Consider the following 13,657-nt stretch of genomic DNA (forward strand, 5'->3'; position numbering starts at 1 on the left):
GCACAGGGACGTGCCGTTTCCCACCGAGAGAGTCGACCATGCATCGCCTGCCTGCCCTCATCGCTTCCCTCGCAGTCATCTCGTTCTCGACACCGGCGGCCGCCGCGGTCTATCGCGTCGGCAGCGGCCCCGGCTGCACGCATGCGTCGATCCAGACCGCGATCGGCGCCGCGGCCGTGACCACTGCCGACGACGAGATCCGCCTCAGCGCGACGCTCGCCTATTCGCAGCAGGCGTTGCTCGTCGACCAGGTGCAGGGCGTGCTCGTGTTGGCCGGCGGCTACGCCAGTTGCAGCGACGCCGTACCGCTGGCGGGTGCGCGCACGGTGATCGACGGCGACGGCAACTCTCCCGTGCTGCGCATCAACGCGACGCGCACGGTCGCACTGCAACGGCTCGACATCCAGGGTGGCGGCACCGCGGGTCGCGGTGGCGGCATCTACGCAACAGGCGGCGATGGCGCGGTGCTGGCGCTGTCCAATACCCTGGTGCGGGGCAATCAGGCCTATGCGGGCGGCGGCATTGCCGTACTCAACAGCGATGCGAACGCTGACCCCGCCAGCATGCAGTTGCTGCTGTTCGGCGATTCCGCCGTCACCAGCAATTCGGCGGTGGCCGGCGGCGGCGTGCAGTGCATCGGTGCGACGGTGCACCTGTTCGACAGCACGCACGTCTCGCTGAATACCGCGACGGACTACGGTGGTGGCATCTACGCGCTGGACTGCCGTCTGGAAATCGGGTCGCGCGGCATCGGCGGCGCCGTGCTGTGGGCGAACAGCGCTGGCGGCGACGGCGGCGGCCTGTACCTGTACGGTGCCCGCGGCGACGCCGACATCTATACGATCGACGCATCGATGCCGGCGCGTATCCTGGGCAACAGCGCGGCGCGAGGCGGTGCCATCGCGCTGGCACGCGACGCGCACCTGCGCCTGTCCGAAACGAACCTCGAGGACAATACCGCGTCGGTCGCGGGAGGCGCCGTGCTGGTTGAAGCGGCCACCGACGCGAGCGGGGACACGCGCTTCACGATGCAGGGATCGACCGACGGCGCGCCCGCGGCGGCGGTCCGATGCGCCGATCCGGAAAGCTGCAACCGCATGCGCGGCAACCGGGCGATCGATGGCGGCTTCCGCAAGCCGGGTGCGGCGATCGTCGTCGCCAGCCCCGTCGCGCATGCCGCGCACGCGATGTTCAGGGGCACGCGCATCGACGACAGCTTCGGCGAATCGCTGGTGCGACATGGAGGCGACTACGGCCAGGTCGCGTTCAACGGCGCCCTGATCGTCGACAACAATGTCGGTGGCGCGCTGCTTGATGCGCCGGGCGCGGCGAATTCCCTGGTCCTGACCGCGACGACGATCACCTACAACGCGATTGGCCCCGGGCGCGGCGTCATCGCCGGTGCCGGCGGCTGCGATCCCGAGGACGACGTGCGCGGGACGTACGCGCAGCTCGACATCGTCTGGCAGCCCGAAAACGCACTGATCGAACCGACCTCGGCGCTGCGGTCGGGCTGCTTCCAGTATCTGGTCGCCAACGACTTCGGCAGTTTGCCGCCGGCGGCGGAGCGCGTCGTCGCCGATCCGCTGTTCCGCGACGCGGCCGCCGGCGACTACCGCTTGTCGCTCGGCTCGATCGCGGTCGATTTCGCGCCGGCGACCGCGCAAACGGCGACGCGCGACGGCGGGCCCCGCGTGTTCGACTTCACCAACCTTCAGGACCGCTTCGGCCCGCAGGACCTGGGCGCCTATGAATTCGCACCGGACCTCATCTTCGCCGACGGCTTCGAGCCGGTCGGAAATTGACCCGGACGCCGCCCGCGCGGCGGGAATGCGTCCGCTCAGCCGGCGATGTCACATTGGGCAGCCGGATTCCCTGCGCTTTGGCGTTCCCTCACATTGGACGCCAAATCGGGGTACTGCCATGCGCCACAAGATCCTGCTCGCCCTCGTGTTCACGATCGCATCCGTGCCGATCGCGCACGCCGCCACGTTCTGCGTCGGCACCGCCGCTGCGCTGCAGACCGCATTCACGACCGCCGGCAACAACGGCGAGAGCAACACGATCTCGATCCGCTCCGGCACGTACCTCGCGACGAGCTCCGGCGGGTTCTTCTACAACCGCATTGCCGGCAGCGGTTCGCTCGATATCGAAGGCGGCTGGAATGCCGGTTGCACGACGCAGACGCCGGATGCGAGCCTGACCACGCTCGACGGGCAGTCGATGTACCACGTGATGTACGTGGGCGTGGCCGGCGATCCGCAGGCAACGATCACCGTGCGCAATCTGACATTCCTGCATGGCGTGGGGGCCACTGGCGGCGCGGCCGCGCTGAATGCCCACGCGCCCGCCGAGCTGCGCGTGGAGAACTGCCGGTTCCGGCTCAACACGTCCGACACGCCAGGGTCGGGCCAGGCGATCGTCTACCTGTCGACGGACACCGGGCCGATGTATTTCATCGGCAACGTGGTTGCGAACAATTCGGCCTTGGGTGCGGAGTACGTGGCGGGCTTCGATCTGAGCGCCGGTTCCGCATTCGACGTCTACCTCAACGACAACACGATCGCGGACAACACGTTCGATACCACCCCTTCCTCCGCTGGCGCGGTGTTCCTCAGCCCGATCGCGAACATGACGTTGTCCAACAACATCCTGTGGGGCAATGGCGGCGCCGAATTCGACCAGAACATCACGCTGCACCCGTTGATGCTCAACAACGACGTCGACGTGCTCAATGTGTCCCCGGCCAGCGGCAGCGCCGGCAACCGCAACCAGGACCCGCAGTTCGTCAACCCGAACAACCACCACCTGCAGGCGACGTCGCCGCTGTACAACGCCGGCCACAACCTGCCCGCGGGCGGCGTCGGCACCGTCGACCTCGACGGCAATCCGCGCGTGCAGTTCGGGATCGTCGACATCGGTGCGTATGAGATGCAGGTGCAGCCGGACCTGATTTTCGCGAACGGTTTCGACGGTGCGTGAGGGCTACCCCCGAACGGCCGTGCCGGTGCCGCATTGCCGCGGCGCCCCCCGCGTGGCAACGTAGCGCCCCACTGGGGGGCGCATGGCCGAAATCACCGAACTGATCGGAAGGGCGCGCGGCGGTGACCGCGAAGCCTCCGAGCGCGTGTTCGCCCTGCTCTATGACGAGTTGCGCCGGCTTGCCGCGGGACAGCTGCGCGGCGAGCAGGCGATGCGCACGACCTCGCTCGTGCACGAGGCCTACCTCAAGCTGGCCCAGCACGGTGCGATCGAGGTCAACGACCGTGGGCATTATTTCGCGGTCGCCGCGCGCGTGATGCGCCAGATCGTGATCGACCACGTGCGCGCACGCGCGGCGCTGCGTCGTGGCGGCAACCAGGCCGTCGGCTCGCTTGACACGACCGCGCTGCAGGCTGCGGCCGAGGATCGCGGCGAGGAAGTGCTGGCGCTCGACGAGGCGCTGCACCGCCTCGCGGAACTCGACGCGCCGCTCGCGGCGCTGGTGGAGATGCGTTTCTACGCCGGCCTCGAACTGGCCGAGATCGCCAGCGTGCAGGATCGGTCCGAGCGCTCGCTCAAGCGCGACTGGCGCCGCGCGCGTGCGTTCCTGCAGCGCGAGATCGCCGGTGCGTAGGGTCGAGCGGGCAGGGTAGGGAGGAGCGGGCATGCGGGGCGGGTCAAGCGTGTGGCGCGAGCCCCCTCGGCACCCGAGAGCCACAGGCAAGGCGGATCGAGTCGCATGCCGCGGCATCCCGGCGGCCCGCGCGACCCGCGTACCGCGCTACGGAGGAAACGATGGCCGATGCCGCCCGCTGGAACGAGATCGCCGCGCTGTTCGACGAACTGGTCGAACTGCCGGCGCAGGAGCGCGTGCGTCGTCTTGACGTCGTCGCGCGATCGGATGGCGCGCTCGCGGCCGAGGTACGTGCGCTGCTCGCTGCCGACGAGGACGGCAACGCCCTGCTCGACGCGGATGCGCCGTCCGCCGTGCCGACCCTGCTCGACGAAGGCGCGCCGTCGGATCGCCGCGCCGGTCCGTACCGGCTGCTGCGCCCGCTCGGCGAGGGCGGCATGGGCATGGTGTGGCTGGCCGAGCGCACCGACGGCGCGTACGAGCAGCAGGTCGCGGTCAAGGTGCTCAAGCGCGGCATGGATACGCAGGCGATCCTGCGCCGGTTCCTGCAGGAGCGACGCATTCTCGCGCGCCTGCATCATCCGCACATCGTGCGCCTCGTCGACGGCGGCATGAGCAGCGACGGGCGACCGTTCTACGTGATGGACCACGTCGATGGCGACACGATCACGCGCCATGCGAATACGCGCCATCTGGACGTGCGTGCGCGCATCGCTTTGCTGGCGCAGGTCGCGGAGGCGGTCGCCTATGCGCACGCGCAACTGGTGGTGCATCGCGACCTCAAGCCGTCGAATGTGCTCGTCGACGCTGCCGGCGAGGCGCGCGTGCTGGATTTCGGCATCGCCAAGCTGCTCGAGGATAGCGGCGAACAGACCTTGACGCGCACCGGCTTGCGCGTGCTTTCGCCCGCATACGCCGCGCCGGAGCAGATCCTCGGCGAGCCGGTCGGCACCGCCAGCGACGTCTACGCGCTCGGCCTGATGCTGTGCGAGCTGCTGGCGGGCGAGCTGCCGCAGAGGCGCCTCGCGACCTCGCCGGCGCAGCTTGCGCGCGAAGTCGAGGGAACGGACAGCGAACGGCCGAGCACGCTCGCCATGCGGCGCACGAGCGGGCAGATGATCGAACTGTACGGTGCGGACGTCGAAGCTCGCGACATCGTGCGCTCGCTCGCCGGGGACATCGACGTGATCGCGGCCAAGGCGCTGCAGCGCGATCCGGCGCGCCGCTATCCGACCGCCGCGGCGTTCGCCGACGACCTGCGCCGTTGGCTGGATGGCCGGCCGATCACCGCGCGCGCCGATTCGAGTGCGTATCGGCTGGCGAAATTCGTGCAGCGCCACCGGCTCGGCGTCGCCGCCGCGGCATTGGTCGTGCTGTCGCTGCTCGCCGGTCTCGGCGTTGCCCTTTGGCAGGCGGAACATGCGCGCCAGCAGGCGCAGCTTGCGCAACAGCAGGCGACCCGCGCCGAGCGCGTGAAAGGGTTTCTTGTCGCGATCTTCCAGCAGAATGATCCAGCCGTCGCGAAGGGCGCGGGACTGAGCGCGGCCGAAGTCCTGCGTCGCGGCCGCGTCGCCCTCGATACCTCGCTGGCCGAGGATCCGCAGACGCGCGGCGAACTGCTCGTCACGATCGCGGAAATCCAGGGCAACCTCGGGGCGCGGCAGGATGCGAGCGCGAGCATCGACCAGGGATTCGCTTTGCTCGGCGAACACGTTGCGGCCGACGATCCGCGCATGGCCCATGCGTACGCGGTGCGCGGCGGCCTCTACAACGATTCCGACCGCAACCCGGAGGCCGAGCACGACTTCCGCGCCGCGCTGGCGATCATGCAGGGCGACCCCGGCACCGATCCTGCGCAGATCGAAGCGGTGCAATCGAAACTCGCCTACGTCGTCTCCGTCACCCAGTCCGCTGCCGCGGCGGTGACGCTGCAGCGCGGCCTGGTCGAACGCGTGCGACAGCGCCTCGGCAGCGACAACGCCGCGGTCGCCGACCATCGCGTCGCGCTGGCGCTGTTCCTCGAAGAGGCGCGCGACTACCCGGCCGCCGAGCACGAGTACCGCGTCGCGATCCCGGCGCTGGTGAGGGAGCGCGGCGCGGTCGAGCCGCGCGCATGTGAGGCCGAGCGCAACTATGCCGGCCTGCTCGACCGCCTCGGTCGTGCCGACGAAGCGGAACCGCTGTTCGACAAGACGCTGGACTGCTACGCGAAACTGTATGGCAAGGACTCGATGCCGTATGCGCGCGTGCTGTTTTCGCGCGGCATCCTGTTGCTCGGGCGTCGACGCTTCGTCGAAGCGGAGGCGGACTTGAAGATCGCGCTCGACTCCGGCGAAGGCGTGAACGAGACGGCGCATCGCCACCGCTACCTCGGCCGCGCACTCGAAGGCCAGGGCCGGTACGCGGCCGCTGCCAGCGAGTTCGCCGAGGCCGAGCGCATGTACCGCGAAGCCGACCTGCCGAACGACATCCAGCGCTGGCGCGCCCGCGCCGACTACGGTTTCATGCTGTTCCAGACCGGCGATCCGCTGCGCGGGCGAGCCGCCATCGACGCCGCCATCGCCGGCATCGATCAGGTCACCGGCAACGCGGACGCACCGGAAATCATGCGTCCATTGCGCGCACTGGGCGAGGTCGCGCGCGCGCAAGGCGAATTGCCGACCGCGCTAAAGGCGCATCGGCGCTGGAGCGCACTGGCGGTGAAGCTGTATGGTGCCGATTCGCGCGACGCCTATCAGGCGGCGTATCAGGTCGGATTCGATCTCGTCGCCGTCGGTGATCCGGCCGGGTTTGCCGAGGCCGCCGCCTTGTTCGAACATGCGTTGCCACTGGCGAAGAAAGACCACGCACCCGAATTGGCCGAGATGGAACGCGCGCAGCAAGATCTGCTGGCGCGGATCGACAGCCCAGGAGGCGAAGCGCATGCCCGGGGCCGCTGATCGCTGGACGCGCATCTCCGCGTGGTTCGACGAACTGGTCGAACGACCGCCGGCGATGCGCGAGGCACGCCTCGCCGCGATCGCCGCGGAGGATCCTGCGGCGGCGGTGGAACTGCGCGGCCTGCTCGAAGCCGACGCCGACACGGACGGCGTGCTCGATGCGGGTGTCGCCGCCGCACTGCCACGCCTCCCGGCCGGCGCCGATGCGGCCGCGCCCGCCGATGGACGCGCCGGGCCGTATCGCCTGCTGCGGGTGATCGGCGAAGGCGGCATGGGCGTGGTCTTCCTTGCCGAGCGCAGCGATGACAGCTACGAACAGCGCGTCGCCGTCAAGCTGATCAAGCGCGGCATGGACAGCGTGGCGATCGTGCGGCGCTTCCTGCGCGAGAGGCGCATCCTAGCGCGCCTGTCGCATCCGAACATCGTGCGCCTCATCGATGGCGGCATGAGCACCGACGGCCGCCCGTACTACGTGATGGACCACGTCGAAGGCGAATCGCTCACCCGGCATGCCGCGCGGCAGCGGCTCGGCGTCGAAGCGCGGGTCGAGCTGCTTGCGAAGGTCGCGGATGCGGTCGCGCATGCGCATGCGCAGCTGGTGGTGCATCGCGACCTGAAACCTTCGAACGTGCTGGTCGATGCACGTGGCGAACCGCGTGTGCTCGACTTCGGCATTGCCAAGCTGATCGAGGAGAGCGGCGAGCAGACCATGACCGGCACCGGCGCTCGCGTGCTGTCGCCGGCGTATGCCGCGCCCGAGCAGATCCTTGGCGAACCGGTCGGCACGCCGGCCGACGTGTACGCGCTCGGCCTGATCCTGTGCGAGCTGCTCACCGGCCGGCTGCCGCAGGCGCGCCGTTCGACAAACGCCGCGTCGTTGGCGCAGGACGCGACGCGCGAGATCAGCGAGCGGCCAAGCGCGATCGCGGCGCGCGCGTCGGAGCAGGAGATCGAGGCGCTGTACGGCGCAGGCGTCACGCCGGCCGCGCTCGCGCGTCGACTCGGCGGCGACGCGGACGTCATCCTTGCCACCGCGCTGCAGCGCGAGCCCGCGCGCCGGTATGCGACGGCCGCCGCCTTTGCGGACGACCTGCGCCGATGGATGCAGGGTCGGCCGATCGCGGCGCGCGCCGACTCCGGCGTCTATCGCGCGCGCAAGTTCGTGCTTCGCCATCGGGTTGGCGTCGCCGCGTCGATCCTCGTGGCAGCCTCCCTCGTCGCCGGCCTCGGCGTCGCGCTGTGGCAGGCGCAGCATGCACGCGCGCAGGCGGCACGCGCGGACGCCGAACGCGCCAATGCCGAACGCCAGCTGGCGCGCACGGAACGCGTGAAGAACTACATGCTCGCTTTGTTCCGCGAACAGGATCCGATCAGTCGTGCGAAGGCGAAGGCGCGCTCGGCCGCGCAGCTGATCGGCGACGGCGTCGCGCAGATCGATGCGACGCTCGCCGCGGAGCCGGACCTGCAAGCCGAACTGCTGCGCGACCTCGGCGAAATCCAGATCAACCTCGACGACAACAAGGCGGGCGCCCTCACCCTCGCGCGCGCATGGGAGATGCAGAAGCGACTGAGCGGCGCCGCCAGCCTCGCGGCGACCGAGGCGCTGGTCGCGCATGCCGACGGCGTGTATGCGTCCGGCGACGTCAAGGCCGCCGCGCCGCTGGTCACGGCCGCGATGGACCAGCTGCGCGCACTCGGCGCGGCGCGCAGCGCGCGCATGGCCCAGGCCGAATCGACCGCGGCGAAGATCGCCCTGATCGAGGGGCGGGCCGACGAAGCCGAGCGCCTCGCGCGCGATGCGGTCGACATCGTGCGCACCTTGCACGGGTCGCGCAGCATCGAGCTGGTCGCGTACCTCGAAACGCTCGGCAAGGTGTTGCACGAGAGCGCGCACTTCGCCGAGGCGCTGGCCGTCCTGCGCGAGGCGGTCGGCATCGTCGAAGCCGCCGGCGGCGCGGACAACGCGCGCGCCGCGGTCCTGCACACGTCGATCGGCGACTCGCTGCGCGTGCAGCGCAAGTACGACGAGGCGCTGCCCGAGTACGAGACCGCGCTACGCATCGAACGCGCGCAACTGCCGGGCGACCACGCAATCCTCGGCGGCACCCTGATCCGCCTCGGCGACCTGCAACGCCGCAGCGGCCGCCTCGAAGCGGCCGACGCGTCGCTGGCGGAAGCGATCGGCATCCTCGCCAGGACGCCGAGCGGACAGTATGCGCAGGCGCTGCAATTCCACGGCAACCTCGCGCGTGCGCAAGGCCGCCTCGACCTCGCGGCACAACGCTACCGCGCATCGTTCGAGGCGTTCCGCGCGGTCACCGGCGACAGCGTCTACACGTGGCTGACCGCGCTCGAAGTCGTCAGCGCGCTCGGCGAACTCGGGCGCCTGGACGAAGCCGACGCGCTCGCGACGCAGGCGATCGCGGCGATGGCGAAGCTGTCGAAGGACGATTCGTACGAAGCCGCCTACCTCAACAGCATCATCGGTACGTTGCGCCACGAACAGCAGCGCCTGCCCGAGGCGATCACCGCGCGGCGCCGCGCAGCGGTGCTGATCGAGAAGGCGTACGGCCCCGACCACGCCGAGGTCGCGCAGGCGCGTGCCGAACTCGCCGCGAGCCTGGTCGCGACCAACGATCCCGGATTGCGCCGCGAAGCCGCGGCGCTGGTCGAACAGGCGCGCGCGTCACTGGAACGCGGCGGTGACGAAACGACGCAGCCGATGCTCGGTCACGTCTACCTCGTGCGCAGCCGCGTCCGCCGCGACGAGGGCGATCTGACCGGCGCACGCAGCGACATCGCGCAGGCGATCCGCCGCTTGCAGTCACCCGAGCACGCCAAGCGCCTGCGCGAGGCGCGTGCGCTGGAGAGCACCCTCGGCCGCCGCGCCGGCTGACATCGCTGCCGCTGCGCAGCGTTGGAGCCGTCTCGAAATCGGACCACTCGAGTTGAGCGCGGCTGACCAAATCCGTTCGCGGTGAGCGCAGCGGACCCAAACCATTCGCGTTGAGCGCAGCGGAACGAAGTTCCGAGAAGTCGAACGCCGGAGTCCGCGAAGGAACCCGCGCGGCGGCCGCTTGCTGCAGGAACGATGCACGGCGCGCACCGCCATCTGGCGATGCGCGCCGATTGCATGCCTCGCGACGGTCAGGCGCCGGCAGTTGCCTGGCCGGGGCGCGCTTGAGCGGCGGGGGCGGGGCCGAAGCGGTTCGCGCCGGGCGTGCCGGCGATGAAGCCGTTGAACACCAGCGCGATCAGTCCGCCGACGGCGGGGACCAGATTGATCAGGATCCACCACGCGGACTTGTCGACGTCGTGCCAGCGCTTGGCCTGGATTGCGAGGGCCGGCCACAGGAACAGCAGGCCTGCGACCATCATCGCCACGCTCGTGCCGCCGCCCGCGGCGGCGGGGTCGCTTGCGTTGAGCATGCTCATGACGCTCGCGCCGCCGAGCGCGCCGAACAGCAGCAGCGAGGCGACCACCAGGCCCCAGTACGCACCGCGACCGACGCGGCCTTCGAACGAGAACAGCAGGGTTTTCCAATTCACGGTTTCATCCTCGTGGGAGCGTTGAGGACGTGGCGACAGTGCCGCGTCAGCTTCATTCACGCGCAATCGGAGCGCGCGGGGCCAACGGCTGCGATTCAATCCAGGCCATCGGAAAAGATCAGGTCCGCGGTCAGGCGCAGCGCGAATCCATCCCAGCTGTCGCCGCGATTTGCGAGGCCGGCAATCAAGGGTCGGCCATCGACCAGCGCGAGGGCGTAGCCACGGTCGGTCTGCGCATCGAGCGAATGGCGCACGACGCCGTTGCCGTCGAACGACGCATCGAGCGTGCCGTTGGCATGCGCGCGCAGCACGAACACGTCATCGCCGCTGCCGCTGTGCGAGATCACTCCCGCGGCGACAATGCGGCGGTCGCTCTGCAGGGCGAGCGCATCGAGCTGGGTACCGTTCTCGAGATCGACCAGCAACACGCCGCCGCTGCCGAAGCTCGTGTCGCGGCTGCCGTTCGCGTGCACGCGCACGATGCCGGCGCGCAGCGAATCGCGGTCTTCGTCGGTGGCGAGCGCGAGCAGCAGCGAGCCGTCGCGATCGGCCACCGCGGCATGGCCGATCCAGCCGCCGACCGGCGCGCCGGCGATGCCGGTCAGGCGCACGTAGCCGGTGCCGGCACCGAACGCGGTGTCCGGCGATCCGCCCGGCAGGAAGCGTGCAAGCAGCGGGTTGTGATCGTCGTTGGCGAGATCGCCTTCGTAGCCGGCGAGCACGATGCGGCCCTGTGCATCGACCGCGACGTGCTCGACGTGGGTCACCGGCGGCAACGCGAGACTGGCCCAGCCGCCGTTGCCGAACGCGGCGTCCGCGACCCCGCTCGCGTCCACGCGCAGCACCACGGCCGCGCGTGCGCCCGGGCAGTTGCTGCAGGTGCCGGCAAACAGGTAATGCCCATCCGTCTGCCGCGCGACGGCCCTGATCGAAATATCCGGCAGCGGCCACGGCGCGCTGGCGATCACGCGTCGGCCGTTGCTGCCGAACGAGGGGTCTGCGTCGCCGGCGGCGGTCAAGCGCACCAGCGCCGCAAGCTGCGCACCGCCCGGCGCCTGCGCCGTGCCGAGCAGCATCGTGCGCGCGTCGGCGAGCACGAATGCGCCGAGCAGCGTGTCGCGACCGTCCGCGATCAGGTCGATGTCGATCGTGCGCAGGCCGAAGAATCCGAACGCCGCGTCAGGCGCGCCGCTGCGCAGGAAGCGCGCGGCGGCGAAGTCGCGGTTCGCGCCATCGGCAACCGTCGCCGCGACCACGATACGGCCATCGGCAGCAGGCCCGATCCGCGCTGCACCCGTCATCGGCAGCGACCACGCCGCCCACGCGACGCCGTCGCCCGAGAAGGTGGCATCAAGTTCGCCGTCCGCCGCGTACGCAGCGCCGGCGAGCAGCAGCGACAGGCATCCGGCAACGCATCCCAGCATCATGCCCCCGGCTTCGCGATGTCGGTGCTGAATTCGGCGTCGATCTGCACCGACATTTCCTTGTCGGTCGAACGCAGGCGGCCCTTCACGGGCGTGCCGTCGCCGCCCGAGACCGTCGCGTCGAGGCCGAACTTGCGCGACGCGAGGTATTGCGTCGAGTCGCCGGCCTTGTGCGCGTTGATCGACGTGCGCTTGCTGCTGACGAACACCGCTGCGTGGGTCACCCCATCCAGCACCGGATCGTTGATGAGGGTCAGGTAGGGATCGTCCGTCGCGAGCGCAGCCTTGAGGTCTATCGGCTTCTCGCTGAGCAGGACCAGCGTGATCGGTTCGCCGCCACTCTGGATGGTGAGCGCGGTCGCGGCCTTCAGCTCGACGGTGGTGCCGGCGAGCGTGAGCGTGCCCCTGGCTTCGCCCGCATGCGCGAGCGCGGCCCAGGTGGCCAGCAGCGTGGCGAGCACTACTCGAACAGGATTCATCGCAGTTCCCCTCGGCCGACGATGCGGCCGGCGCGCCGTGCGCGATGGGCGCATGCGATCTCTTCAACGCGATTGCGCCGCGCGAAGGGCCATCCGCGAGTGGCGGCTCAGAGTATGGCCCTTCGACTCCGGCGCTGCGCGCCTGCGCTCAGGGGAACGGAGATCATGAATCCGTTCGTGCGCAGCGGAGCGCAGCTACGCGAAGTCCAGCTACAGTGCGCGGCCCTCAGCCCTCAGCCCTACTCGAACCCATCCGCGAAGATCCAGTCCGACTGCAATCGCGCGACGCCGGTCGCGTAGCGCGGACCGACTGTGTCGTACAGGCTGCCGGCGAGCACCTGGCGACCGCCCGGCAGCGCGAGTGCGAACGCGCTGGCGTGCGTGTTGGTGCCGATCGGCATGCCGAGCTGGCGGACGCCGTTGCCGTGGAATGTGGCGTCGAACGTGCCGTCCGGCAGCAGGCGCGCGGCGAAGAAATAGGATTCGGCCGCGCCGGTCGGGTCGACGCGACCCGTCGCGTTGATGCGCCGGTCGTTGCCGATCGAGAGCGCGTTCACGGCATTTCCTTCCGCCCACGAGAACGCGTTCGCGCCACCGTCGCCGAATGTCGTGTCGAGCACGCCAGTGCTGCGTACGCGAATCATCATCGTCGCGGGTGCGACCGCCGGCATGTTGGTGGTATTGAGCGCGAGCACGATCGAGTCGTTCGCGGGATCGACCGCAAGCGCCCGCGCGCTCCAGCTGCCGAGCGTATCGAGCAGGAACAGGCCGGCGTCGCCGAACGTGGCGTCGGGCGCGCCGCTGGCATCCAGGCGCAGCACCAGCGCGCGCTGGCGTTCGTCCGGGTCGGTGTAGGTTTCCTCATGGCCGGCGAGCAGCACGCGGTTCTGGCGGTCGACCGCGACCGCTTCGACACGTTCGACCATCCACGACTGGTCCGGTCCGACGCGCCCGAAACTGCGCCAGCCGTTGACGCCGAAGCTGGTGTCGGCTTGCCCGGTCGGAGTCACGCGGACCGCGAGCAGATCGGGCAGGCCGCCCTGGCCGCAGCTTGAGCAAAGGCCGCCGAAGACGAGGTCGCCATCGGCGGCGCGCGTCACCGCGCTCAACATCGTGTTCGAGCCCGTCCACGGTCGAGTGCTCAACCACGCCTTGCCGCCGGTGCCGTAGCTGGTGTCGAGCTGGCCGTCGGCGCGCAGGCGCGCGGTCGCGGGCCACACATACGGCGAGACGCCGACGCCGGCCGAGCCGGCAACCAGCAGCTTGCCATCGGCCAGCTCGAACACGCCAAGCGCGCGATCGTCTCCGCCGCTTTCGAGATCGAACGCGATCACCCTAGTGCCGGCATCGCCGAAGCCCGTGTCGAGGCTGCCGTCGCTGCGGAACTTCACCAGCGCGAAGTCGCGGTTGTCGTTGCCGCGATCGGCCCAGCCGGCGGTGACGACACTGCCGTCGCGCAGCACCGCAACCGCGGTGGTCTCGACCTGCACGAAGGTGTCCGGCCAGACGTACCAGGCGCGGCCATCGCCGTCGAAGGTCGGGTCGGGGTCGCCGTCGGCGGCCCGCGCGGGCGGCATCGCGGCCAACAGTGCCGGCAACAGCACCGCGCAGGCAAACACGCGTCGCGTGGAACGCAAGAGTGTCATCGCA

Annotated in this window: 9 protein-coding genes; 5 read left to right on the top strand and 4 right to left on the bottom strand. The window is 70.1% G+C overall.

Translation table 11 applies throughout. The features are described from left to right. The first annotated feature begins 38 nt into the window (after positions 1-38). The 5 genes from ACILRJ_RS15090 to ACILRJ_RS15110 all read left to right on the top strand — a co-directional run bounded on the left by ACILRJ_RS15090 (position 39) and on the right by ACILRJ_RS15110 (position 9,451). Entirely contained in the window at positions 39-1,805 is a 1,767-nt protein-coding gene (locus ACILRJ_RS15090; RefSeq protein WP_395684024.1) for a hypothetical protein, read from the top strand. A gap of 118 nt (positions 1,806-1,923) precedes the next feature. Further along, positions 1,924-2,982 (top strand): choice-of-anchor Q domain-containing protein, encoded by a 1,059-nt coding sequence (locus ACILRJ_RS15095; RefSeq protein WP_395684025.1) that lies wholly within the window; start codon positions 1,924-1,926, stop codon positions 2,980-2,982. Between the two features lie 82 nt (positions 2,983-3,064). Continuing rightward, the gene (locus tag ACILRJ_RS15100) at positions 3,065-3,616 is read left to right on the top strand and encodes an ECF-type sigma factor (RefSeq protein ID WP_395684026.1); all 552 of its coding nucleotides are present in this window, start codon (positions 3,065-3,067) and stop codon (positions 3,614-3,616) included. Between the two features lie 161 nt (positions 3,617-3,777). After that, the gene (locus ACILRJ_RS15105) at positions 3,778-6,555 is read left to right on the top strand and encodes a protein kinase domain-containing protein (protein WP_395684027.1); all 2,778 of its coding nucleotides are present in this window, start codon (positions 3,778-3,780) and stop codon (positions 6,553-6,555) included. Beyond that, entirely contained in the window at positions 6,539-9,451 is a 2,913-nt protein-coding gene (locus tag ACILRJ_RS15110) for a protein kinase domain-containing protein (protein WP_395684028.1), read from the top strand. Before ACILRJ_RS15105 ends, ACILRJ_RS15110 begins: the two co-directional genes overlap by 17 nt. Before the next feature lie 251 nt (positions 9,452-9,702). Here the strand turns inward: ACILRJ_RS15110 and ACILRJ_RS15115 are convergent, their stop codons facing one another. From ACILRJ_RS15115 to ACILRJ_RS15130, 4 genes are all read right to left on the bottom strand, one after another. Beyond that, positions 9,703-10,104, bottom strand: a complete 402-nt coding sequence (locus tag ACILRJ_RS15115; RefSeq protein WP_395684029.1) for a DUF805 domain-containing protein — start codon at positions 10,102-10,104, stop codon at positions 9,703-9,705. 95 nt (positions 10,105-10,199) lie between these two features. Continuing rightward, positions 10,200-11,531 (bottom strand): hypothetical protein, encoded by a 1,332-nt coding sequence (locus ACILRJ_RS15120; RefSeq protein ID WP_395684030.1) that lies wholly within the window; start codon positions 11,529-11,531, stop codon positions 10,200-10,202. Continuing rightward, positions 11,528-12,007 (bottom strand): hypothetical protein, encoded by a 480-nt coding sequence (locus ACILRJ_RS15125; RefSeq protein WP_395684031.1) that lies wholly within the window; start codon positions 12,005-12,007, stop codon positions 11,528-11,530. The genes ACILRJ_RS15120 and ACILRJ_RS15125 overlap by 4 nt, the downstream gene beginning before the upstream one ends. A 239-nt stretch (positions 12,008-12,246) precedes the next feature. Then, positions 12,247-13,653, bottom strand: coding sequence for a delta-60 repeat domain-containing protein (locus ACILRJ_RS15130; RefSeq protein ID WP_395684032.1), 1,407 nt, complete (start codon positions 13,651-13,653; stop codon positions 12,247-12,249). Positions 13,654-13,657: the final 4 nt, after the last annotated feature.

This window comes from Dokdonella sp. (assembly GCF_044227025.1).
In the GTDB taxonomy this organism is placed as follows: Bacteria; Pseudomonadota; Gammaproteobacteria; order Xanthomonadales; family Rhodanobacteraceae; genus Dokdonella_A.

Bases quoted from the DNA above. Each gene is read 5' to 3' on its own strand.
- ACILRJ_RS15095 (WP_395684025.1), top strand. From the start codon at position 1,924: ATGCGCCACAAGATCCTGCTCGCCCTCGTGTTCACGATCGCATCCGTG.
- ACILRJ_RS15105 (WP_395684027.1), top strand. From the start codon at position 3,778: ATGGCCGATGCCGCCCGCTGGAACGAGATCGCCGCGCTGTTCGACGAA.
- ACILRJ_RS15130 (WP_395684032.1), bottom strand. From the start codon at position 13,653: ATGACACTCTTGCGTTCCACGCGACGCGTGTTTGCCTGCGCGGTGCTG.
- ACILRJ_RS15120 (WP_395684030.1), bottom strand. From the start codon at position 11,531: ATGATGCTGGGATGCGTTGCCGGATGCCTGTCGCTGCTGCTCGCCGGC.
- ACILRJ_RS15125 (WP_395684031.1), bottom strand. From the start codon at position 12,007: ATGAATCCTGTTCGAGTAGTGCTCGCCACGCTGCTGGCCACCTGGGCC.
- ACILRJ_RS15110 (WP_395684028.1), top strand. From the start codon at position 6,539: ATGCCCGGGGCCGCTGATCGCTGGACGCGCATCTCCGCGTGGTTCGAC.
- ACILRJ_RS15100 (WP_395684026.1), top strand. From the start codon at position 3,065: ATGGCCGAAATCACCGAACTGATCGGAAGGGCGCGCGGCGGTGACCGC.
- ACILRJ_RS15090 (WP_395684024.1), top strand. From the start codon at position 39: ATGCATCGCCTGCCTGCCCTCATCGCTTCCCTCGCAGTCATCTCGTTC.